General features: G+C 71.8%; 24 protein-coding genes. 10 read left to right on the top strand and 14 right to left on the bottom strand.

The annotated features are described in order from the left end of the window. Positions 1-21: 21 nt before the first annotated feature. From ACFZAX_RS02640 to ACFZAX_RS02630, 3 genes are read left to right on the top strand one after another with little or no spacing between them, the layout of a single operon-like run. On the top strand, positions 22-897 hold the full coding sequence (locus ACFZAX_RS02640) for an AraC family ligand binding domain-containing protein (protein ID WP_390958336.1): 876 nt from the start codon (positions 22-24) through the stop codon (positions 895-897). A gap of 10 nt (positions 898-907) precedes the next feature. Further along, positions 908-1,864: an AzlC family ABC transporter permease gene (locus ACFZAX_RS02635; protein ID WP_390958334.1), complete on the top strand. Its 957-nt coding sequence runs from the start codon at positions 908-910 to the stop codon at positions 1,862-1,864. After that, positions 1,861-2,169 (top strand): AzlD domain-containing protein, encoded by a 309-nt coding sequence (locus ACFZAX_RS02630; RefSeq protein ID WP_390958332.1) that lies wholly within the window; start codon positions 1,861-1,863, stop codon positions 2,167-2,169. Before ACFZAX_RS02635 ends, ACFZAX_RS02630 begins: the two co-directional genes overlap by 4 nt. A 13-nt stretch (positions 2,170-2,182) precedes the next feature. Here the strand turns inward: ACFZAX_RS02630 and ACFZAX_RS02625 are convergent, their stop codons facing one another. Beyond that, a complete protein-coding gene (locus ACFZAX_RS02625; protein ID WP_390958331.1) occupies positions 2,183-3,097 on the bottom strand; it encodes a hypothetical protein in 915 nt (304 codons plus the stop codon). A gap of 77 nt (positions 3,098-3,174) precedes the next feature. Between ACFZAX_RS02625 and ACFZAX_RS02620 the strand changes: the two genes are divergently transcribed. Together ACFZAX_RS02620 and ACFZAX_RS02615 are read left to right on the top strand one after the other, a co-directional pair. Next, positions 3,175-3,369 carry a DUF3046 domain-containing protein gene (locus tag ACFZAX_RS02620; RefSeq protein ID WP_390958329.1) on the top strand — a complete coding sequence of 65 codons (195 nt, stop codon included), beginning with the start codon at positions 3,175-3,177 and terminating at the stop codon, positions 3,367-3,369. 212 nt (positions 3,370-3,581) lie between these two features. Then, positions 3,582-4,868: an AI-2E family transporter gene (locus tag ACFZAX_RS02615; RefSeq protein ID WP_390958411.1), complete on the top strand. Its 1,287-nt coding sequence runs from the start codon at positions 3,582-3,584 to the stop codon at positions 4,866-4,868. Between the two features lie 31 nt (positions 4,869-4,899). Here the strand turns inward: ACFZAX_RS02615 and ACFZAX_RS02610 are convergent, their stop codons facing one another. Then, positions 4,900-5,574 (bottom strand): DUF4232 domain-containing protein, encoded by a 675-nt coding sequence (locus ACFZAX_RS02610; RefSeq protein WP_390958327.1) that lies wholly within the window; start codon positions 5,572-5,574, stop codon positions 4,900-4,902. A gap of 204 nt (positions 5,575-5,778) precedes the next feature. Continuing rightward, positions 5,779-6,405 carry an SMI1/KNR4 family protein gene (locus tag ACFZAX_RS02605; protein WP_390958325.1) on the bottom strand — a complete coding sequence of 209 codons (627 nt, stop codon included), beginning with the start codon at positions 6,403-6,405 and terminating at the stop codon, positions 5,779-5,781. 264 nt (positions 6,406-6,669) lie between these two features. On the opposite strand from ACFZAX_RS02605, the gene recA reads away from it, so the two are divergent. Together recA and recX are read left to right on the top strand one after the other, a co-directional pair. Beyond that, positions 6,670-7,809 carry a recombinase RecA gene (recA, locus tag ACFZAX_RS02600; protein WP_390958323.1) on the top strand — a complete coding sequence of 380 codons (1,140 nt, stop codon included), beginning with the start codon at positions 6,670-6,672 and terminating at the stop codon, positions 7,807-7,809. A gap of 13 nt (positions 7,810-7,822) precedes the next feature. Continuing rightward, entirely contained in the window at positions 7,823-8,584 is a 762-nt protein-coding gene (gene recX, locus ACFZAX_RS02595) for a recombination regulator RecX (protein WP_390958321.1), read from the top strand. Between the two features lie 279 nt (positions 8,585-8,863). Here the strand turns inward: recX and ACFZAX_RS02590 are convergent, their stop codons facing one another. From ACFZAX_RS02590 to ACFZAX_RS02545, 10 genes are all read right to left on the bottom strand, one after another. Continuing rightward, entirely contained in the window at positions 8,864-9,580 is a 717-nt protein-coding gene (locus ACFZAX_RS02590) for a hypothetical protein (protein ID WP_390958320.1), read from the bottom strand. A gap of 230 nt (positions 9,581-9,810) precedes the next feature. Next, positions 9,811-10,317 carry a hypothetical protein gene (locus ACFZAX_RS02585; RefSeq protein ID WP_390958410.1) on the bottom strand — a complete coding sequence of 169 codons (507 nt, stop codon included), beginning with the start codon at positions 10,315-10,317 and terminating at the stop codon, positions 9,811-9,813. A 131-nt stretch (positions 10,318-10,448) separates the two neighbouring features. Next, positions 10,449-10,883, bottom strand: coding sequence for a rhodanese-like domain-containing protein (locus ACFZAX_RS02580; RefSeq protein WP_390958318.1), 435 nt, complete (start codon positions 10,881-10,883; stop codon positions 10,449-10,451). Beyond that, a complete protein-coding gene (locus tag ACFZAX_RS02575; protein WP_390958317.1) occupies positions 10,880-11,518 on the bottom strand; it encodes a cysteine dioxygenase in 639 nt (212 codons plus the stop codon). The genes ACFZAX_RS02580 and ACFZAX_RS02575 overlap by 4 nt, the downstream gene beginning before the upstream one ends. Before the next feature lie 74 nt (positions 11,519-11,592). After that, positions 11,593-11,682, bottom strand: coding sequence for a putative leader peptide (locus ACFZAX_RS02570; RefSeq protein WP_328719044.1), 90 nt, complete (start codon positions 11,680-11,682; stop codon positions 11,593-11,595). A gap of 32 nt (positions 11,683-11,714) precedes the next feature. Then, positions 11,715-13,376, bottom strand: a complete 1,662-nt coding sequence (locus tag ACFZAX_RS02565; RefSeq protein ID WP_390958314.1) for an FAD-dependent monooxygenase — start codon at positions 13,374-13,376, stop codon at positions 11,715-11,717. Positions 13,377-13,546: 170 nt separating this feature from the next. Continuing rightward, positions 13,547-14,545, bottom strand: a complete 999-nt coding sequence (locus ACFZAX_RS02560; protein ID WP_390958311.1) for an ABC transporter permease subunit — start codon at positions 14,543-14,545, stop codon at positions 13,547-13,549. Then, a complete protein-coding gene (locus tag ACFZAX_RS02555) occupies positions 14,542-15,189 on the bottom strand; it encodes an ABC transporter permease subunit (protein WP_390958309.1) in 648 nt (215 codons plus the stop codon). Before ACFZAX_RS02555 ends, ACFZAX_RS02560 begins: the two co-directional genes overlap by 4 nt. A 117-nt stretch (positions 15,190-15,306) precedes the next feature. Continuing rightward, positions 15,307-16,230, bottom strand: a complete 924-nt coding sequence (locus ACFZAX_RS02550; RefSeq protein WP_390958307.1) for a transporter substrate-binding domain-containing protein — start codon at positions 16,228-16,230, stop codon at positions 15,307-15,309. 32 nt (positions 16,231-16,262) lie between these two features. Next, positions 16,263-17,048 carry an ATP-binding cassette domain-containing protein gene (locus tag ACFZAX_RS02545; RefSeq protein WP_390958305.1) on the bottom strand — a complete coding sequence of 262 codons (786 nt, stop codon included), beginning with the start codon at positions 17,046-17,048 and terminating at the stop codon, positions 16,263-16,265. Positions 17,049-17,463: 415 nt separating this feature from the next. Here ACFZAX_RS02545 and ACFZAX_RS02540 point away from each other — a divergent pair, with 415 nt between their 5' ends. Next, the gene (locus tag ACFZAX_RS02540; RefSeq protein ID WP_390958303.1) at positions 17,464-18,156 is read left to right on the top strand and encodes a response regulator; all 693 of its coding nucleotides are present in this window, start codon (positions 17,464-17,466) and stop codon (positions 18,154-18,156) included. Between the two features lie 15 nt (positions 18,157-18,171). Then, complete coding sequence (locus ACFZAX_RS02535) at positions 18,172-19,605, top strand: ATP-binding protein (RefSeq protein ID WP_390958301.1); 1,434 nt, start codon at positions 18,172-18,174, stop codon at positions 19,603-19,605. On the opposite strand, the gene ACFZAX_RS02530 is transcribed toward ACFZAX_RS02535, so the two are convergent. Then, positions 19,595-20,593, bottom strand: coding sequence for a TAXI family TRAP transporter solute-binding subunit (locus ACFZAX_RS02530; RefSeq protein ID WP_390958299.1), 999 nt, complete (start codon positions 20,591-20,593; stop codon positions 19,595-19,597). The two genes, ACFZAX_RS02535 and ACFZAX_RS02530, sit on opposite strands and share 11 nt — an antisense overlap. Before the next feature lie 94 nt (positions 20,594-20,687). On the opposite strand from ACFZAX_RS02530, the gene miaB reads away from it, so the two are divergent. Next, on the top strand, positions 20,688-22,217 hold the full coding sequence (gene miaB / locus ACFZAX_RS02525) for a tRNA (N6-isopentenyl adenosine(37)-C2)-methylthiotransferase MiaB (protein ID WP_390958297.1): 1,530 nt from the start codon (positions 20,688-20,690) through the stop codon (positions 22,215-22,217). The last annotated feature ends 137 nt before the right edge of the window (positions 22,218-22,354 follow it).

Raw genomic sequence — 22,354 nt, 5'->3', positions numbered from 1 at the left:
CGGACCTGCGAGAATGCCGAAATGGCGGCAGGCCCGGAGGCAGATCCGGCGACGAGGGAGTGGGCGCGGCACTGGCGGTACGCCGCCCTGCCCGGCCTCGACCTGCTCCGGGCCCACTACGTCCGCCACGCCTTCCCCCGCCACAGCCACGAGGGGTACGTCGTCGCGGCCGTCACCCGGGGCGTCGAGGACGTCGGGCTGCCCGGCGGCACCCTGCACGCGGGCCCCGGCACCGTGGTGATGATCAACCCCGAGGTGCCCCACACCGCCCGCGCCGGGGTCCCGGAGGGCTGGGGGTACGCCACGCTCTACCCGTCCGCCCGCGCCGTGCACGCGGTGGCGGCCGAGGTCACCAGCCTGCGCGGCACGGTCGGCTTCGACACCTCCTGCACCGCCGACCCCGAGGCGGGCCGGCTGATCCACGAGGTGCACCGGGCCGCCGAAGAGAGCAACGCCCTCGCGGCCGACACCCTGCTGCGGGTCGTGCTCGCCCGCCTGCTCGGCCGGCACGGCCGTCTGCTGTCAGCCGCCCCCTCCCTCGGCGCCGGTGCCCGCGCGGCGGGCCTCGCCCGGGCCGTACTGGAGGACCGGCTGACCGCGCCGCCCACCCTGGAGGCGCTCGCGGCGGAGGTCGGCGCCACCCCCTTCGCGCTGCTGCGCGCCTTCAAGAAGCGGTACGGAATGCCCCCGCACACCTGGCTCACCAACGCCCGGGTGCGGCGGGCGCGCGAGCTGCTGGCGGCGGGGGTGCCTCCCGCCGCCGCGGCCGCCGCGGTGGGTTTCACCGACCAGCCCCATCTGAACCGGCACTTCACCCGGATCGTGGGTGTGCCCCCCGGCGCCTACCAGCGCGAACGCGCAAGAACGTACAAGACCGGGACCCGCTCCCACCCCTAGGGTCGCGGACGTGGCAGAACAGACGACACCCCTCCCCACACCTCTCCCCGAGCCCCTTCCCACGCTCCTCCCCCTCGTCGGCCCGGGCAGCGGAACCGTTCCCTCCGGCACCTCCGGCACCTCCGGCACCTCCGGCACTTCCGGCACGTCCGGCACGTCCGGCGGCTCCGGCACCTCCGGCACGTCCGGCGGCCCCGGCACGTCCGGCACGTCCGGCACGTCCGGCACGTCCGGCACCTCCGGCGGCTCCGGTGCGACGAAGGCCGACGCGGCCGTCGTCCGGGACGCGCTGGGCGTCGGCGTGGCCGTCGGGCTCTCCGGATTCGCCTTCGGCGTCACCTCCGCCGGGGCCGGCCTCACCCTGCTCCAGACCTGCGCGCTGAGCCTTCTCGTCTTCACCGGCGCCTCGCAGTTCGCCCTGGTCGGAGCCCTCGCGGCCGGCGGCAACCCGTACACCGCGGCTGCCGGGGCCTTCTTCCTCGGCGTACGCAACGCGTTCTACGGGCTCCGCCTCTCCCAGCTGCTCGCCCTGCCCCGCGCCCTGCGCCCGCTCGCCGCGCACTGGGTGATCGACGAGAGCACCGCCGTCACCCTGGCCCAGCCCACTCGCCGGGCCGCCCGTCTCGGCTTCACCGTCACCGGCGCCTCGCTCTACGTGCTCTGGAACCTCACCACGCTCGCGGGGGCACTCGGCGCGAAGAAGCTCGGCGACACCGACGCCTGGGGGCTGGACGCCGCCGGACCGGCCGTGTTCCTGGCGCTGCTCGCGCCCATGCTCACCAGCACCACGGAACGGATCACGGCGGCGCTCGCCGTCGTCCTCGCCCTCGGACTGCTGCCGCTGCTGCCCGCCGGGGTTCCGGTCCTGCTCGCCGGGCTCTCCGCCCCGGCCGTGCTCTTCCTCAAGGGCCGGGCGGGACGCGGCTCCGAGGGCCCGGACACCACCACCCCGGGAGTCGACCGATGACCGTCTGGATCGCCGTCGCGCTCACCGCGGGCGGCTGCTACCTCGCCAAGCTCCTCGGGCTCCTGGTGCCCGCCGGTGTCCTGGAACGGCCACTGGTCCAGCGGCTCGCGGCCCTGCTCCCGGTGGCGCTGCTCGCCGCCCTCACCGCGCAGCAGACGTTCGGCGACGGCGCCCGTCTCGTCCTCGACGCCCGGGGCGCCGGGCTCGCGGCGGCGGCGCTCGCTCTCGTGCTCCGCGCGCCGTTCCTGGTCGTCGTGGCCGTCGCGGTCGCCGTCACCGCCGGGGTGCGTGCCCTTGGGTGGTAGCAGGCGGGGACCGTCACCCCAGGTCACGGCCGTGCGCCCGCAGGATCTGGAGGGCACGCAGGGTGACGAGCGGGCGCCCCTCCAAAGCCGTGCCGGGGGCCCACTGCCGCCAGGTGAGCGGCCAGCCGCCGTCCTCGCGCTGCTCGGACGCGAGATGGTCGAGGGAGGCGGACAGCTCCTCCTCGGTGAACCATCCGCAGGCCAGCGAGGCGGGCGTACGGGCGTAGTCGTGCGGGAAGTGGTACTCACCCGGCGCGTACCCCGGTGCCAGGGGGTAATCCTCGCGCCGTCGCGGGTCCAGCACCGCGAGGCGCTGCTCCCGCACCAGTCGGCCCAGCCGCCGCGCCGCCGCCCGTGCCCGCTCCTGGTCCGGAGCGCCGTCCAGGAAGGCGACCGCCGCCTCGATCTCGTACGGATGCGAGACGGTCAGCGACTCCACGGCCGACCAGCAGAAGTCCGTCGCGCGGAAGAGCCACGCGTGCCAGACCTGGTTGCGGTGGAGCAGGCCGACGACCGGTCCGGTGGCCAGGAGTCCGGCGGGCGGATCGTCGACGATCGGGATGAAGGGCGCGGCGGGGTAGCCGCGCTGGGAGGGTCTGAGCGCGGGCAGCGCCCCCTCCTCGGTGGACACCGCTGTCAGATAGCGGCAGATCCGGTCCACCCGGGGCCCGTGGCAGCGGCCGACGGAGTCCAGGACGCGCAGCGCGTGCGCGGTGTGCAGGGGCTGGCTGACCGGGCCCCGCAGATCGGGTTCGAGCGCGTGGCCGTAACCGCCGTCCCCGTTCAGATAGGCCGCGAGCGCGGTCTCGACCGCGTCCGGGTCGCCGTCGAGAAAGTCGTGGGCGAACCTCCGCTGTTCGAGTACGCGGGCCGTGAGCCAGACGAACTGCTCGGCGCGGGCGAGGGGACGTGCTGCGGTTCCGGGCATGGACCGACCGTAGAGCGGAAAGCAGCCCGAGGTGCCGCCCGCGTGGGACCGCACCCCGGGAGCGGGATACTGGGGTCATGCGGTTGACGATTTTCTGGGAGCGGATGGCCGACCATTTCGGCGGCGGGTACGCGGACTCCTTCGCGCGTGACCACGTCATGGCGGAGCTGGACGGTCTCACCATCCATCAGGCGCTCGACGCGGGGTGGGAGACGAAGGACGTCTGGCGTGCGGTCTGCACCGCCATGGACATCCCCGCCGAGCGGCGCTGAGCCACCGCGCACCCCCGGCCGCGCCCTCCGTCCGGTGAACCCCCGGCAGCCCCGGGGGTTCAGGCCGGGGGACCGGCGGCCCCCGCCCGTAGGCGAGACTGGTGGGCGTGGCCCCGACAGACGAGACCGTGCAGAACCCGCAGCACTCCGCCGCGCCTCCCGTCCCGCCCGCCGTGCCACCGGAGCCCCCGGTGGACGGCGGACCCGACCGCATGCCCCGGTGGCTCCCGCGTGCCGTGGTCATGGCATTGGCGCTCTACGCCTGCTTCCGCCTCGGAAGCTGGGCGTTCGACCAGCTCATCGGTCTGCTGGTCAACATCCTCATCGCCTTCTTCCTCGCCCTGGCCATAGAGCCGGCGGTCGGCCGCATGGCCGGGCGGGGCATGCGACGCGGTCTGGCGACCTTCCTCGTGTTCATCGTCGTGTTCATCCTGGGCATCGGGTTCGTCTTCCTGCTGGGCTCGATGCTCGCCGGACAGATCGTGGACATGTTCGACGAGTTCCCGAAGTACCTCGACTCGGTGATCAAGTGGGTCAACCAGACGTTCCACACGGAACTCTCCCGGGTCGAGGTCCAGGACAGCCTGCTGCACTCGGACTGGCTCCAGAGGTACGTGCAGAACAGCGCGACCGGAGTGCTGGACGTCTCCACCACCGTGCTCGGAGGACTGTTCCGGCTGCTGACGATCTTCCTGTTCTCCTTCTACTTCGCGGCCGACGGGCCCCGGCTGCGCCGCGCGCTCTGCTCCGTACTGCCGCCGTCCCGCCAGGCAGAGGTGCTGCGGGCCTGGGAGATCGCGGTCGACAAGACCGGCGGCTACCTCTACTCGCGCGGTCTCATGGCGCTCATCTCCGGCATCGCGCACTACATCCTGCTCATCGTCCTCGGCGTGCCCTACGCCCCGGCGCTCGCGGTGTGGGTCGGTCTGGTCTCGCAGTTCATCCCGACCATCGGCACGTATCTCGCGGGCGCCCTGCCGATGCTGATCGCGTTCACCGTCGATCCCTGGTACGCGCTCTGGGTGCTCGGCTTCGTCGTGATCTACCAGCAGTTCGAGAACTACGTGCTGCAGCCCAAGCTGACCTCGAAGACCGTCGACATCCACCCGGCGGTGGCCTTCGGATCGGTGATCGCCGGTACGGCCCTGCTCGGCGCGGTCGGCGCGCTGATCGCGATCCCCGCGGTGGCCACGCTCCAGGCCTTCCTCGGCGCGTACGTCAAGCGGTACGCGGTGACCGACGACCCCCGGGTGGGCGGCAGCAGCAGGCAGCGCGGCGAACCCGTCTGGACACGGGCACGGCGGCTGGTGCAGAGGGCGGGACGAGGACCCGGCCCGCGCTCCGGCGGCGACCGCCGCGCGAGCGGGGCGCGCCAGGTGACGGGTCCGGGCGGTGGCGGCGGGGCCGGAGGTACGGACGGCGAGAGCGGCGGCACGGGGCACGGGGGGCCGGACGACGAGAGCGGCGGTACGGGGCACGGGGGGCCGGACCGGCGGTAGCGGGTCGGGCCGGCGGGTGAGGGGTCCGGGATCAATGGGCGAAGAGGGGCGCCACGGCGCTCCGTGCGTCGCTCTGCCAGAACGTCACGCGTGCCATTTCGTCCACGTAGACGCCTTCCTCGCGGGGCGGCTCGATGAGCGCGCCCTCGTCCGTACCGCCGACGGCGGTCTTCCTGCCCGGAGGGCCGAGCACGATGGTCGTCTCGGGGGAGCTGTTCTCCTTGTTGCTCTGGCGGGCCAGCAGGCCCGCGTACGCCTTCTGGCCGGGAGCAAGCTCCACCGGGGTCCGCGGTTCGGAGTTCTTGAGGACCGGCAGCACGTACCCGGCATCTCCGAACGTGATCACCGGATAGTCGTACAGGGTGCAGGGCTGGTCGCCGGTGTTGGTGGCGACGAGCAGGTACTTCGCGTCGTCCTCCTCGGGCGACAGGGCGAAGTCCATGGTCACCTCGGTGTTGGCGTTCGCGTCGCCGCAGGTGCCGTCGTACGGCACGGGCTCACCGTCTCCGGGGGCGCCGGGGGCGGTGCGTGGGCCGCTCGCCCCGCCCGGGCGGGGCGACGCGGAAGCGGAGGGCCCGGGCGACGGTGTGCCGCCCGCCCGGCCGTCTCCCGTCCCGCAGGCCGTGGCCGCCAGAAGTGCGGCGGCGGTGAGGCCCAGGGCGACGAGTCCCCCGGTGGTGCGTGCGGTCGTGCGGAAGGCGCCCATCGCGTTCCCCCGTGGTTGTGGATCGGCGTACGTCCGGCGTTCAGCATGCGGTGTCCGGGCGCCGGGTTCACCTCCTGCGCGTGATCGTTACGGGACGCGGACGCGGAAGGCGTGCTTCCGCCTGACGCGGCGGGACCGGGGGCCGGAGCCCGAACGTCCGGGGCCTCGTCGCGAGCGTGACACCGCCCACCTCGTCGACCGGCGTCACCGTTCCTCCAGCCAGTCGGCGTACCAGGTGCGGAAGCCCGGGTTCACCGGCACGAAGCCACCCCAGTCCGCATCGATCTGCCAGACCTCGCCGGCCCGCGGGCCGTTCAGGACGAGCCGGTGGTGGATGCCGCAGCCCAGTTCTGCCAGCGTGAGCGTGCCCCGCGTCAGGGCGTCGGCCGATGCGCCGATCGGGCCCGGAAGGGGACCGGAGAGCGGGAACGGCTCGGTGAGCCGGCCCGGAAGCCGGTCGTCCTCCCACTCGTCGTCGACGGCCCACTGGTCGTCGTCCGTGTCGTCCACGGCGTCCACGGCGTCCGTGTCGTCCATGCCGTCCATGCCGTCCATGGCTCGCGGGCCGCGCGCCTCCGGGCGGGGAGTGGTCAAGGGCATCAGCCCGTGGAAGGGCCCGGCGGGGCCGTCGCCCACCTCCGCGACGAACGACCGGTACGCCTGCGGCAGACGGATGCCGTGGGTTACCTCGAAGGCCAGGATCTCCCCCTCCGGCAGCCGGGGGCCCAGTTCGTACCGGTGCGTGGCCGCCCCGAACCGCTGCCGCTCCGGGTCCCGTGCCGACTTCTCCGATATCCGTGCGCGGACGTGATTCTCGTCCCAGCTCTTCATCAGGAGACCGTAGCAACGGCGTCCGCGCTGGTAACGGCGTCCGCGCGGGGAGGGGCACGGCACCGCCCGGGCCGTGCGTCCAGGACGGCGTGGTGCGCTTGACACCAAAATCGAACATCTATTCTCATGGCATGCGGGCCCGGGTTTCCCGGGCACGGCCGTGGAGTTTTCCACAGGCCGGGAGGACGTCGAGGCCCATTGTCAGTGGCAGGGGTTAGCGTCTTTGACGTGAAGCGATCGACTCAAGCAAATCGGGTGGAACCCATGGCAGGCAACGACCGCGAGAAGGCGCTGGACGCCGCTCTCGCACAGATTGAGCGCCAATTCGGCAAGGGCGCGGTGATGCGCCTCGGCGAGCGGCCGAACGAACCCATCGAGGTGATCCCCACGGGATCCACCGCGCTCGACGTCGCCCTCGGCGTCGGCGGTCTGCCGCGTGGCCGCGTGGTCGAGGTGTACGGCCCGGAGTCCTCCGGCAAGACGACCCTGACCCTGCACGCCGTGGCCAACGCGCAGCGGCTCGGCGGCCAGGTGGCGTTCATCGACGCCGAGCACGCGCTCGACCCGGAGTACGCCAAGAAGCTCGGCGTCGACATCGACAACCTGATCCTCTCCCAGCCGGACAACGGCGAGCAGGCTCTGGAAATCGTGGACATGCTGGTCCGCTCCGGCGCACTCGACCTGATCGTCATCGACTCCGTGGCGGCTCTGGTGCCCCGTGCGGAGATCGAGGGCGAGATGGGTGACTCCCACGTGGGTCTCCAGGCGCGCCTGATGAGCCAGGCGCTCCGCAAGATCACCAGCGCGCTCAACCAGTCCAAGACGACCGCGATCTTCATCAACCAGCTCCGCGAGAAGATCGGCGTCATGTTCGGCTCCCCGGAGACCACGACCGGTGGCCGCGCGCTGAAGTTCTACGCCTCGGTCCGTCTCGACATCCGCCGCATCGAGACGCTGAAGGACGGCACCGACGCGGTCGGCAACCGTACCCGCGTCAAGGTCGTCAAGAACAAGGTCGCGCCGCCGTTCAAGCAGGCCGAGTTCGACATCCTGTACGGCCAGGGCATCAGCCGCGAGGGCGGTCTGATCGACATGGGCGTGGAGCACGGCTTCGTCCGCAAGGCCGGCGCCTGGTACACGTACGAGGGCGACCAGCTCGGCCAGGGCAAGGAGAACGCCCGGAACTTCCTCAAGGACAATCCCGACCTCGCCAACGAGATCGAGAAGAAGATCCTGGAGAAGCTCGGCGTCGGTGTCCGCCCGGAGAGCGACGCTCCGACGGCCGGTACGGACGCGGCGGACGCCGCGACCGCAGGGGCGGCCGACAGCACCGCGAAGCCGGCGACCACGGCTGCGGCGGTCAAGGCCAAGGCCACCAAGACCGCCGCGGCGGCCAAGAGCTAGGGTTCTCGTTCCCGTGACACGGCGTACGGAGTGGTCGGAGCCGGCCACCGGATCCGGTGTGGAGCCGCGCCCGCGGCATGCGGGCGGTCTCGCGGGCGGACCGGGGGCGGGTCCGGAGTCGGACACCGAAGCGGAGTCGCGTCCCGGAGCCCGTCGGGGGGCGGGCCCGGGGACGGGATTCGGCGGCGGTGCGGGGTTCGGCGAGGGAGAGGGCCGTCGGTCCCGTTCCAGAAGCAGCGGCTCCCCTTCCTCGTCGAGGGCCGGGGCGGGGGAGCCGCGAGACCCGGTCGAACAGGCGCGCAACATCTGTCTGCGCCTGCTCACCGGAACGCCGCGCACCCGCAAGCAGCTCGCGGACGCGCTGCGCAAGCGGGAGATTCCCGACGAGGCGGCGGAGGAAGTGCTGTCGCGCTTCGAGGACGTGGGGCTGATCGACGACGCGGCGTTCGCGGACTCCTGGGTCGAGTCCCGGCACCACGGCCGAGGCCTTGCACGCCGGGCGCTCGCTCGTGAGCTCCGCACGAAGGGCGTCGACTCCGCGGTGATCGACGAGGCGGTCGGCCAGCTCGACTCCGAGCAGGAGGAGGAGACGGCCCGCGAACTGGTCGCGCGCAAGCTCCGGTCCACGCGGGGGCTCGACCGGGACAAGCGGCTGCGCCGCCTCGCGGGCATGCTCGCCCGCAAGGGATACGGAGAAGGCATGGCACTCCGCGTGGTGCGCCAGGCGCTGGAGGCCGAGGGGGAGGACACGGAGGGACTGGACGAGCCGTTCTGAGGTGCGCCGAGGAGGCATGGCCCTTCCGGATGCGCTCGGTGACGCGTCGAGGCGAAGCGGTCCCGTGGTGGGTGGTGGTAGGGAGGGCGGCTGCCGGACTCCGGTTGCCGAACTCCGTCCGACGGTCAAACCCAGCACATGGTCAGTCCCGGGTCGATGGTCAATCCCAGCCGACGGTCAACTCCGGCCGACGGTCAACTCCGGCCGACGGTCAACTCCGGCCGACGGTCAACTCCGGCCGACGGTCAACTCCGGCCGTCGGTCAACTCCGGCCGAGGGTCAGTGACCGGCCAGGGAGGCGCGTCGGATGGTGGCGTCGATCAGGGTGAGGGCGTCGGAGGCGGTGCGGCCGGGCGCCCGGTTCCAGGGGCCGATCAGATCGGTCCAGCCCTGCGAGCGAAGCTCGGTGATCATCCATGCCCCGGCCCGGTCCACGGTCTCGGCGGAGCCGTAGCCGAGCCGGTGCGCCGTGAGCATCGACCCGCACACGCACCGTGCGCCGCGGGCGTTGCGCAGCCGGTACGGAGTGTTCTGCCACCCCCACTCCGTCAGGATCAGCCGCGCGTACGCCAGGTGGACCGAAGGGCGTACGTCGCTCCGGCCGATGCGCCGCCAGGAGTGGAGCCGGTCCGGCAGCATCGCGCCGAGCCGCCCCGGAAGGCGCCGCTCGGCGGGGGACGCGGCGGGCAGCGTACGCAGGGAGTCCGCGACGAGCTGATCGACGGGTACGGAAAGCAGCGCGCGCCAGTGCTCCGGGGACCGCGTGGGGAGTACGTCGGCAGGGCCGGGGGCGGCCGTGAGCGCACCGGCGGACTCGGTGGCCCGGCGGAGCCGCACGGGTTCGGGGGCCGAGTGGTCCCAGCCGGCGAGGATCCGTCGCCAGGTCTCCGATTCCTGGAGGCGGGACGCCTGGAGGTCGAGCTCGTCCGGGGTGAGGACGGGGGAGTTCGTGTCCATCAGCGCGCGGTCTCCGTACACATTCGCCTCGTGGTGCATGAGGCGAATGTGTGGCCTGCGCGGGGACCGCTCCACCGGGGAGCGGCCGTTCGGGTAGGCCCGGGAACGGTGTGCCTGCGAACGGGGCCCGCGCCCACGCACAGGAGAGGCGGTACGGGCCGGAGAGGACGGTACGAACAGGAGAGGACGGTACGAACAGGAGAGAGGCGTGCACGCCGAAGCGGGGCGTTTCCCGCTCACCTCCTGTCCACCGGAACGCGGTGCGGGCCTCAGGCCGAGGGGTCCACGTTCCAGAGCGCGGGCAGTTCCCCGTCGCAGAACACGCAGACGAAGTGGCCCTCGCGGACGATGTTGTGCGCCTGGCAGCCGGGGCAGCGCCGGAACACCACCTCATGGGTGAAGCGGTCCGGCCGGGCGAGTCCCGCTCGGTCCAGCGCCCTCGCGACGGCGGGCCAGGAACTGATGTCCGGGCAGTAGCCGGTCGACTGGTTGCTGATCCCGTCGACCGCCCACGTGGCCCTATCACGGATGAAGCCGACTTCTCCCGCGCCCCGTACGGACTCCCCGTCGGCGCAGGCCACATGTTCGCTGCGGCGCGGGGCGAGCCGCAGGGTGCCGTCCCCGTCGACGACGTAGGTGAACGGCTCGCGCAACTCCGGTGCGGGGCGCAGGGACACCCACCCGTCGAAGTCCGCCGCCGAGGCGATCCGGAAACCGCCGCCGGCGGATCGGCCGTCACCGGATCGGCCGGAGCGGTGCCCTGTGCCGGCAAGCAGGGCGTCGTGGGGCCGGAGGTCGTGGGGCAGGGCGTCGTGGGGCCGGACGTCGTGGGGCCGGAGGTCGTGGGGCCGAGCCATGGGCCACAGGCCGGCCGGCCCCACGTAGCGGTACCTCCGCACGCGTACGTTCACCCGGAGGCGGTGACCGGGAGTCCGGCCGCACGCCATGCCTGGAAGCCGCCGACGAGGTCGGTGGCGCGGGTCAGGCCGAGCTGGTGCAGGGAGGCCACGGCGAGGCTGGAGGCGTACCCCTCGTTGCAGACGACCACGATCCTCAGGTCGTGGCCGACCGCCTGTTCCGCGCGGTGGCTGCCCCACGGATCGAGCCGCCACTCCAGCTCGTTCCGTTCGACGACCAGCGCACCCGGGATCAGACCGTCGCGTTCGCGCAGGGCGGCGTAGCGGATGTCGACCAGCAGTGCGCCCTCGGCGGCTTCCGCCGCGGCCTCCTCCGGGCCGACCCGTTCGAAGCCTTTCCGAACCCGTTCGAGGAACTCGTCGATGCCGACCGGCGCGGGCGCCGAGTCGCCGCCTGCCGCGCGGATCTTCTCGTGCTCGCTCACTGCCAGTCCTCCGGAATCTCGGTCTGCTCCAGCCGGAGCACCGCGCCCGTACGGCTGTAGCGGCGGATGCGGGGCAGCGGCGGGTAGTAGGCGTGCACGGATACGGCGTGCTCGGTGGGGGACTCGTTGAGCACCTCGTGCACATGGTGGCGGCCGAACGCACGCCCCTGACCTGCCGTCAGTTCACGGCTGCGGTCGATCCCCTCGGTCAGCTCCAGCGTCCGCCACCCGTCGGTGGGCAGCCGGGCGGCCAGTGAGTGTTCCTTCAGGGTGCCGGACGCGGTGAGGAAGGCGCCGACCGAGTCCGCGTGGTCGTGCCAGCCGGTACCCGTGCCCGGCGGCCAGCCGATCAGCCAGGCCTCGCTGCCGGCCGGCCCGTCCAGCCGCACCCAGGTGCGGCCCTCGGGGTCGAGCGGCAGGGAGGCGATCAACTCGGCGTCGGTCGCGGTCCGGCGGGCGAATTCGAGCAGTTCCGCCACCGTCGGCGCGGTTGCCGGGGGTGGTGCGACCGGAAGCGTACCGGTCCCGGCCGGGAGTTCGAGCGCTTCGAGGGCTTCGAGCGCTTCGGGGGAGACGTCGGGTACGGGGGCAGCCGGGGAGGCCGCGGGCACGGAAGAGGCGGAGAGCGCAGACACGATGACCGTCCTGAGAGTTCGCGTGAAGGCGCGTGCCGGTGCGGAGGCAGCACGGCACGGCGGGGAGAGGCGAGTCAGCAGGAAGGGCGACACACGCAGCCCGCGTAGCGGACGAGGTCCATGTGGACCCTCCGCCACAGGCGCACGCAGGTGTCGTCGGTCATGGTCTGGAGTACACCACGCGTGTTGACGCGGGTCAATTGAGTGTGGCGGCCCTCTCGGAGCGCGCGGAGGTGCGCGGGGTCGAGCCGTCGTCCGCGGGGGCGGCGCCGGGCGTACCGGGTGTTCCGGGCGGACCGCCCCGCGCGGCGTCCGCCGCGGCGAAGAGCTCCGCCGGCCGCACCCCGGCGAACGAGGCCACCAGGTGTCCGTCCGGCCGGATCAGCAGAACCGTGTGGGCCGCCGCGCCCGGATAGCTCTCCGTGACGAGAAGTTCGCTCTCCACCGGAAGGGCGCGCACGGCTTCCGCGAGGCGGGGCATCACGCCCGCCGTCATCCAGTGCCGACGGTCCCAGACGCCGGTGCCCGGGGCGATCAGCACCACCAGGAACCGGCCGCGCCCCAGCCGGGCCCGCAGTCGTACGGATGTTCCGTCCGGAGCGGTCGCCCGGACCTCGGCGACCGGCGCACCGGGGGGCGTACCGACCGGGGCGTGCGCCTGGGCGTGCTGTGGTGCGAGGGGGGAGTGTGTGTACGAAGGGGGCGCGCCGAGCGGGCCGTACCCGAGATGTGCGTCGAAGAAGAGGGTGTCCTGCCCGCGTGCGCCGCCCGCCACCAGGGTCCGCAGACCGCCTCCGCCACGCAGTATCGGCAGCGACTGGTCGGCGGCGCGCAACCGGGCGGCCACGGCGGCCCGGCGCTCGGCCTGGTAGCTGTCGAGCAGCAGTTCGGATGCTCCGTGGTGCCAGGCCTGGGCCAGCTTCCACGCGAGGTTCTCGGCGTCCCGCAGGCCCTCGTCCACGCCCTGGGTTCCCAGCGCGCCCAGCAGGTGGGCGGCGTCCCCCGCGAGGAAGGCCCGCTTCACCCGCCAGCGCAGCGCGAGCCGGTGGTGGACCGTGTAGACACCGGTGTCCAGCAGTTCGTAGGGCGGGGTCTCCCCGCACCAGCCGGCCAACGTCTCCCGGGTGCGGGCGATCAGCGCCTCGGGCGTGACCAGTTCACCGTCGGTCGGGAGCAGCCAGTCGAGCCGCCAGACCCCGCCCGGGAGCGGACGGGCCGTCACCTCGGTGCCGACCGTGCGCCACGGCGGCTGACGGTGCAGCACGGCCTGTCCCGGCCAGGGGAGTTCGACCCTCAGCGCGGCGACGGCGTGGCGTTCCACGGCGGTCCGGCCCGGGAACCTGACGTCCAGGAGCTTGCGCACGGTGGAGCGTGCTCCGTCGCATCCGACCAGGTAACTTCCGCGCCACCAGGTCCCGTCGGGGTCCTTGGTGTGCACGGTCACGCCGGAGGCGTCCTGCTCCAGGGTGTCGACCCGGCTGAGCGGCACGAGCCGGATCAGCTCGTGCGCCGCCACGGCGGCCCGCAGCCCGCGGGTGAGCGCGTGCTGCGGCAGGTGCACCGGCGCCGGCGCCGATCCGCTTCCCGGGCTCGCACCGAGCGGCACCTCGCGTACCAGCTGGTTCCGGCGGAGCGAACGCCAGCCCGACCAGCTCAGCGCCGCGCGGTCCGGAGTGGCGCAGCCGAGCCGCATGACCAGGTCGGTGGTGTCCTCGCGCAGCACCACCGTGCGCGCGGGGCGTGGTTCGTCCTTGCCGAGCCCCTCGTCGAGGAGTACGGAGGGCACGCCGTGCGCCGCCAGGGCGAGGGCGAGCGTCAGACCCACGGGTCCGGTGCCGACGACGATCACCGGGTCCACGGTGCGTACCCTCCGGCCCGAACGGTCATGCGAAACCTGGTAGTCGAAGCGGTCGAAGTCCGGTGCGTGATCACAGAACGTATGCAACCCACTGGGGGTGCCCGCGTCAAGCGAGCGAGGCAGCGGCGCATGCGCCACTGCCTCGAATGCTCCTCGTTCCGGACGGGTCGTCAGGACGTGCCGGTGGTCCCGCGGTCCCCTTCGGTCCCCCCGGTCCCGTCGGTCGCGGCCGTCTTCGTGACGGTTCCCGCGGCCGGCGGAAGGTCCGCGCCCCCTGCGCCCCCCGGCCGGGCGGCCGGGACGGTGGCGGTCGCGACGGGCGCGTCGATGCCGGCGGCCGGAGCGGCCGACGCCACGGCGATGCCCGTCTTGGCGCGCCGGCCGCGCCGCTCGATCCAGGTCGCGAGCGCCGACAGCAGCAGGCACATCGTCACGTAGATGGTGCCGATGACGACGATCGTCGAGACGTACGGGTACTTGCCGTCGACCAGGGTGTTGGAGGCGATCAGACGCGCGGTCTGGAGCAGCTCCGGATACAGAATGATGTAGCCGAGCGAGGTGTCCTTGAGGGTCACCACCAGCTGGCTGATGATCGTCGGCAGCATCGCCCGCACGGCCTGCGGCATCAGCACGCCGAGCATCACCTGCGACTTGCTCATGCCCAGCGCGTACGCGGCCTCGCTCTGGCCCCGGGGGACCGAGTTGATTCCGGCCCGCAGCACCTCGGCCTGGACGCAGCCGTTGTAGACGGAGAGGCCCAGCGCCAGCGCCCACATCGAGTAGTCGGTCAGGAAGCCGACCCAGATCGCGTAGATCGTGATGAGCAGCGGGATCGAGCGGAACAGCTCGATGAACGTGGTCGCGACCCAGCGCACCGGCCGGTGGTCGGAGAGACGGCCGACCGCGAGCACCACGCCGAGGACGACCGATCCGACCGCCGCCAGGCCGAAGACCTTGAGCGTGGCCAGCACCGCGTCGGCGATGTTCTGCCGGATGCCCGCGTAGTTGAAGATGTCCCACATGCCGGAATCGAGGTTGCCCGTGTCCGACAGCCGTTTGATGGCGAAGAGGATCAGCGCCAGGATGGCGACGCCGCCGACCACCGCGTAGACGCGGTTCCTCGCGATGGCCTTCGGGCCCGGCGCGTCGTAGAGAACGCTGGCACTCATCGGGCGACCTCCATACGGCGCTCCAGCAGCCGGAAGAGACCGCTGATGACAAAGGTGACGACCAGGTAGCCGAGGGCGACCCAGATGAAGACGGGGGTGATCGCGTAACCGCGGTCGCTCATCAGCTTCTGCCAGCCGAACAGTTCGGTGACGCTGAAGGCGCCGGCGATGGCCGAGTTCTTCGTGAGGGCGATGAAGATGCTGCTCAGTGGCGGGATCACGGACCGGGTCGCCTGCGGGAGGACGACGAGGCGCAGGGTCTGCGGAAAGGACATGCCGATCGAGCGGGCGGCCTCGGCCTGGCCCAGCGGCACGGTGTTGATGCCGGAGCGGACGGCCTCGCAGACGAACGACGAGGTGTAGAAGCCCAGCGCCAGCGAGCCGAGGACGAACGGGCTCAGGCCCGAGAAGAAGACCTGCGGCACGACGAAGAAGAAGATGAGGAAGAGCAGCGTCAGAGGGGTGTTGCGCAGCAGCGTCACCCAGGCCGTGCCGAAGATCCGCAGGGGCGGCACCGGTGAAACCCGCATGCCGGCGATGACGACGCCGAGCACGAGTGCGATGACCGAGCTGACGGCGGTGATCGACACCGTGCCTATGAAGCCGTCGCGGAACTCCGGGAAATTGTCGAGCAGTACGTTCATGAGGTCTCCGCGTCGGCTGTCAGCGGCATCGGGCGTACGGGGCCGGTCGGGCGTACGGGTCGGGTCGGGCGGGCGGGGCCGCCCGGCGTCGGGGAAGTGACGCCGGGCGGCGCGCCGTCAGTAGCGCTCGATGGCCGGCGGGGCGGTGTACGCCGAGCCGGAGAGACCGAGGGTCGCGTCGTAGATCTTCTTGTACGAGCCGTCCTGGACGTGCTTCTCGAGCGAGTCGTTGATCGCGTCCCGCAGCACCTTGTCGTCCTTGTTCAGGCCGACGCCGTAGGGCTCCTCGGTGAAGGGCTTGCCGATGACCCGCAGCTTCTTGGGGTTCTGGGCCGCGTAACCCTTGAGGATCGAGTCGTCGGTGGTGACCGCGTCGACCTGGTTGGTCAGGAGCTGCTGCACGCAGTCCGAGTACTTGGCCAGCTCGACGACGCTCGCGCCGTACTCCGGCTTCTTGATCTCCTGGAGCGGGGTCGAACCCACGATCGAGCAGACCTTCTTGCCCTTCAGCGTGTCCGTGCCGGTGATGGCCTTTTCGTCGGAGCGGACCAGCAGGTCGGCGCCCGCCTTGTAGTACGGACCGGCGAACCCGACCAACTGCTTGCGCTTGTCGTTGATCGTGTACGTACCGACGAAGTAGTCGACCTGGCCCTTGGAGATCGCCGTCTCGCGGATGCCGGAGTCGACGGTCTTCCACTCGATCTGCTTGTCCGAGAAGCCGAGGTCCGCGGCGATCATCTTGGCGATCTCGATGTCGAAGCCGGACCGCTCCTTCGTGGACTGGTCCTCGAAGCCCAGGTACGGCTGGTCGGCCTTGGCGCCGATGATCAGCTTGCCGCGCTTCTTCGCCTCCTTGAAGGCCGGCGAGTCCAGGTCGACCCCGGTGGCGACGGTGTACGTGGGAAGGGCGGGCGCGTCGGAGGCGCCGGGCTTGGTGCCCGCGGGCTTGTCGCCGGCCGAGCCTTCCTTGCCCCCACAGGCGGTGGCGGTCAGAGCGATGACGGCGATGGCCGCGAGGGCGGCCGACTTGCGGAGCTGCATCTGAACTTTCCTTCTGTCGTAGGTCGTTGTCGTCAGTGGTGAAGGATCTTCGACAGGAAGTCCTTGGCCCGGTCGCTGCGGGGGTTGCTGAAGAACTGGTCGGGCGTGGCCTCTTCGACGATCTTTCCGTCCGCCATGAAGACGACACGGTTGGCGGCGGAGCGGGCGAAGCCCATCTCGTGGGTGACGACGATCATCGTCATGCCGTCCCGTGCCAGCTGCTGCATGACTTCGAGGACCTCGTTGATCATCTCCGGGTCGAGCGCCGACGTGGGCTCGTCGAAGAGCATGACCTTCGGGTCCATCGCCAACGCCCTTGCGATGGCGACGCGTTGCTGCTGACCGCCGGAGAGCTGGGCAGGGTACTTGTCCGCCTGTACGCCCACCCCGACCCGGTCGAGCAGGGTCCGGGCCCTCTCCTCCGCGGTCTTCTTGTCGGTCTTGCGGACCTTGACCTGGCCCAGCATGACGTTCTCCAGCACCGTCTTGTGCGCGAAGAGGTTGAACGACTGGAAGACCATGCCCACATCGGCGCGCAGCCGGGCAAGTTCCTTGCCCTCCTGGGGGAGTGGGCGTCCGTCGATCGTGATCGACCCGGAATCGGTCGTCTCCAGGCGGTTGATCGTGCGGCACAGCGTGGACTTGCCGGACCCGGACGGTCCGATGACGACCACGACCTCGCCACGGGCGATGGTCAGATCGATGTCCTGGAGCACATGCAGCGCGCCGAAGTGCTTGTTGACGTTGCTCAGTACGACGAGGTCGTCGGCCTCGGGTGCGGCATCCTCGGCGGCCTTCGTCACTGAAACTCCGCTCATCGGCTCTTGCTCCGTCCTCCTCGGGTGGCCAGCGCCTCGGTCGGCAGGGGCGAACCCTGCGTGTCGAGGCACTTGGACACTAGTGACGCAGCGCGATGACCGTCAGTAGATCTGAGGGAGAATTGAGGATAACGATCCGGCATTCCCCGGATACTCGGTGTGAAGGAGTCGGGCGCCCCGTGTCCGCCGGCGTACCGGGTGGGTAACGGAAACCCCGTCGTAACGGGCCGGGACTTGACTGGATCCCGCGCGTCGGCGTTGATGCCCAGGAGGGTGACGGAAGCGGACCGGAGACCGGCGGCGCGTCCCGCGGGCATGCCGGGGGGAGCGGACGCCGTCTATCGTCTCCTCCTGGGTAACGCCCTGTAGGCGGTGCCCGGCGATCACGACCGGCCGAACACGGAGAGGAGGGCCAGTGAGACTGCTGCTCGTCGAGGACGACAACCACGTCGCCGCGGCCCTGTCCGCCGTGCTCGCCCGCCACGGCTTCCGGGTCGTGCACGCCCGCGGCGGCGAGGAGGCGCTGCGCGCCCTGCTGCCCGCCGAGCGGGAACCCTTCGGGGTCATCCTGCTGGATCTCGGGCTGCCGGACCAGGACGGTTACGAGGTGTTCGGCAGGATCCGCAAGCGCACCTCCACCCCCGTCATCATGGTGACCGCACGCGCCGACGTCCGCTCCCGCATCCACGGGCTCAACCTCGGCGCCGACGACTACGTCACCAAGCCCTACGACACCGGTGAACTGCTCGCCCGCATCCACGCCGTCGCCCGCCGCACCACCAGCGGCGAGGACACCGCGCAGATGCCGCTCGCCGCGCTCCTCCTCGGAGCCGTACGGGTCGAACTCCCCACCCGTCGGGTCAGCGTCGACGGCACCGAAGTCCAGCTCACCCGCAAGGAGTTCGACCTTCTCGCCCTGCTCGCCCAGCGCCCCGGAGTGGTGTTCCGGCGCGAGCAGATCATCAGCGAGGTGTGGCAGACCAGTTGGGAGGGGACCGGCCGGACGCTGGAGGTGCACGTCGCCTCGCTCCGCGCCAAGCTGCGGCTGCCCGCGCTCATCGAGACGGTGCGAGGGGTCGGCTACCGGCTCGTCCCGCCGGCCGCCTGAGAATCCGCCGCGCCGGTGCGTACCCGTCTGCTGCCCCTGCTCATCGTGCTCATGGCCGCCGTGCTGCTGGCGCTCGGCTTCCCCCTCGCGATCAGCGTGGCCGGCGCCGAGCAGCAGAAGGTCGTCATCGACCGGATCGACGACACCGCGCGCTTCGCCGCGCTCGCCCAGTTCATCAGCGAACCGGTCGCCCCCGACGACGAACGCCGCCGCACCCTCCAGGCGGACCTCGACGCCTACGCCACCGTGTACGGAATCCGGGCCGGGATCTTCTACCGCGACGACCGCTACCTCGCCAGGGCGCCGTCCACCTGGAACCTGCCCCGGGAGGGCGAGGGCCGCGCCGCCTTCCAGGAGGCGCTGCTCGGCCGCCGCTCCCACGACCCGCCCCAGGTCTGGCCCTGGCAGCACGGCCGGATCGTCGTCGCCTCGCCCGTCGTGCGCGACGGGGACGTCGTCGCCGTCGTCGTCATCGACTCGCCCACCGACGAGATGCGGGCCCGCATCCTGCACGGCTGGCTCATCATCGCCCTCGGCGAGGCGGCGGCGATGCTGGTGGCGGTCGGGGCCGCGTTCCGTCTCACCGGCTGGGTGCTGCTCCCGGTGCGCACCCTGGACGCCGCAACCCACGACATCGCTCGCGGCCGGATGCGCTCCCGCGTGGTCGAAGGCGGCGGGCCTCCCGAACTCCGCAGACTGGCCCGCTCCTTCAACGAAATGGCCGACAACGTCGAAGAAGTACTCGAACAGCAGCGGGCGTTCGTCGCGGACGCCTCCCACCAGCTGCGCAACCCGCTTTCGGCGCTGCTGCTGAGGATCGAGCTGCTCGCCCTCGAACTCCCCGAAGGCAACGAGGAGATCGCCTCGGTGCGGCTGGAGGGGAAGCGGCTGGCCCAGGTCCTGGACGACCTGCTGGACCTGGCACTCGCCGAGCACGCCGAGGCCGACCTCGCACTCACCGACGTCGCCGCCCTCGCGGCGGAGCGCGTCGCGGCCTGGCACCCGGTCGCCGACGGGAAGGGCGTCGGCCTCACCCAGGACGGGGCTCCGGCCGTCACCGCCTGGGCCGACCCGATAGCGCTCTCCAGCGCGCTGGACGCGGTGATCGACAACGCGCTGAAGTTCACCCCGCCCGGCCAGGACGTGACGGTGTCGGTCGCCGCGGAGGGCCCCGTCTCCACCGTCGTGGTCACCGACCGGGGCCCCGGGCTCACCGACGAGGAACTGGAGCGGGTGGGCGACCGCTTCTGGCGGAGCAACCGCCACCAGAACGTCCGCGGCTCCGGCCTCGGGCTCTCCATCGCGCGGGTGCTGCTGGCGGCGGGCGGCGGCACGATCGACTACGGCCGCAACGACCCCCACGGCCTGCGGGTCACGGTGTCCGTACCGCGCGACGCCCCGCACGACCGGCGGGACGGTCCCTCTCGACGGACACCGGCTAAGGCTTGACCGACCGGTAGTACTCCTGAGCGCCGTCGTGCAGCCGCAGCGGATCGGTGTAGATGGCCGTCCGCAGGTCCACCAGCTGTGCCGAGTGCACCTCCCGCCCGATCCGGTCCCGGCTGTTGATGACCGTACGGGTGAACGCCTCGGTCATCGCCGTGTCCGTCCGGTCCGTGGTCACCAGCAGGTTGGCGACGGCGATCGTGGGCACGGACTGTCCCCGCTGCACGTCCGGGTAGGCGTCGGCGGGCATGACGGCCGCGCGGTAGTAGCGGGTCGATCCGCCCGCCGCCTGGAGCCGGCGGATCAGCTCGTCCTCCAGCGGCACCAGCCGGACATCGGTCCGGCGCGAGAGCTGCTGGACCGCGCTGGTCGGCAGCCCGCCGGACCAGAAGAAGGCGTCGAGCTTCCCCTCCACCATCAGCGAGGGCATGGTGTCGATCCCGGCCGTCACCGGAGTGACCCCCTTCGTGGGATCGACCCCGGCAGCGGCCATCAGCCGGTCGGCGACCAGCTTCACCCCGGACCCGAGCTGCCCCACGCCCACCCGCTTGCCCCGCAGGTCGGCGACGCTCCGCACGGAGGACGACCGGGGCACGATCAGCTGTACGTAGTCGTCGTAGAGGCGGACGCAGCCGCGGAGCCGCCGGGCCCCGGGCCTGCCGCTCCGCAGATACGTCGCCACGGAGTCGGCGGTGGCGATGGTGAAGTCCGCCTCACCTGCCGCGACCCGCTCGATGTTCTGCTGGGAGCCCTGACTGGTCCGCAGCTGTATGGAGACCCCCGGCATGTCCGTCGCCAGCGCCCTTTCGAGCCGTTCCCCGTAGAGCTGGTAGACCCCGGTCCGTACGCCGGTGGAGAAGACCAGGGAGCCGCTGGGGGAAGGGCTGTCGAGCGGCAGCACCCACCAGAGCAGGAGTCCCAGCGAGACCACCGAGGCACCGCCCGCGCGCAGCAGGCGGCGACGGGCGGGGGAAGGGCCGGTCGGGGACATGGCCGCGATCCTGCCAGCCCGGGGCCCGCGCTGACCAGAGCCGCCCGCGAACGGGCGGGAGAGGGGGCATTCCCGGAGCGCCTACCCTTGTGGGATGACCAGCAGCAGCGACCGGAGCCTCGCAGTGGACGTTCAAGAACTCAAGAGCTACGAAATCCGTACGTACGGGTGTCAGATGAACGTCCACGACTCGGAGCGGCTGTCGGGCCTGCTGGAGGACGCCGGTTACGTCCGCGCCCCCGAGGACGCCGACGGCGACGCCGACGTCGTGGTCTTCAACACCTGCGCGGTGCGTGAGAACGCCGACAACAAGCTCTACGGCAACCTCGGCCGGCTCGCCCCGATGAAGACCAAGCGCCCCGGGATGCAGATCGCGGTCGGCGGCTGCCTCGCGCAGAAGGACCGCGACACCATCGTGAAGCGGGCCCCGTGGGTCGACGTGGTCTTCGGCACCCACAACATCGGCAAGCTGCCGGTGCTGCTGGAGCGCGCCCGCGTCCAGGAAGAGGCGCAGATCGAGATCGCCGAGTCGCTGGAGGCGTTCCCCTCCACACTCCCCACCCGCCGCGAGTCCGCCTACGCCGCGTGGGTCTCCATCTCGGTCGGCTGCAACAACACCTGCACCTTCTGCATCGTGCCCGCCCTGCGCGGCAAGGAGAAGGACCGCCGCACCGGCGACATCCTGGCCGAGATCGAGGCGCTCGTCTCCGAGGGCGTCTCCGAGATCACCCTGCTCGGCCAGAACGTCAACGCCTACGGCTCCGACATCGGCGATCGCGAGGCGTTCTCCAAGCTGCTGCGGGCCTGCGGGAAGATCGAGGGCCTGGAGCGCGTCCGCTTCACCTCGCCGCATCCCCGCGACTTCACCGACGACGTGATCGCCGCGATGGCCGAGACACCGAACGTCATGCCGCAGCTCCACATGCCGATGCAGTCCGGCTCGGACTCGATCCTGAAGGCCATGCGCCGCTCCTACCGGCAGGAACGCTTCCTCGGCATCATCGAGAAGGTGCGCGCCGCGATGCCGGACGCCGCCATCTCCACCGACATCATCGTGGGCTTCCCCGGCGAGACGGAGGAGGACTTCGAGCAGACCATGCACGCCGTGCGCGAGGCCCGCTTCGCCAACGCCTTCACCTTCCAGTACTCCAAGCGCCCCGGAACCCCGGCCGCCGACATGGACGGGCAGATCCCCAAGGAGGTCGTGCAGGAGCGCTACATGCGCCTCTCCGCCCTTCAGGAGGAGATTTCCTGGGAGGAGAACAAGAAGCAGGTCGGACGCGTCCTGGAGGTCATGGTCGCGGAGGGCGAGGGCCGCAAGGACGGCTCCACCCACCGGCTCTCCGGTCGCGCCCCCGACAACCGCCTCGTCCACTTCACCAAGCCGGAGGGCACCGTGCGCCCCGGTGACGTGGTGACCGTCGAGATCACCTACGCCGCCCCGCACCACCTGCTCGCCGAGGGCGCCACCCTCGCCGTGCGCTCCACCCGGTCCGGTGACGCCTGGGAGAAGCGGAACGCGGCCGCGGCCGCCAAGCCCGTCGGCGTGATGCTGGGCCTGCCCACCATCGGCGCCCCCGCCCCGCTGCCGGCCGCCTCCGCGCCGGGCTGCGGCTGCGACTGACCCCTCTCCAGACCCTGCCGTCCGCATCAGGCCCGGCTCGGGCGCCCTCGTCCGGATCGGGCCCGGCTCGGGCGCCGTCGTCCGGATCAGGCCCGGCTCGGGCGCCCTCGTCCGGATCGGGCCCGGCTACCGGACGA

Origin of the sequence: Streptomyces sp. NPDC008125, from assembly GCF_042957125.1 — a bacterium.
Lineage (GTDB): Bacteria > Actinomycetota > Actinomycetes > Streptomycetales > Streptomycetaceae > Streptomyces.
Note: the sequence above shows the minus strand (reverse complement) of the source record. Positions and strands in the feature narration are given on the sequence as shown.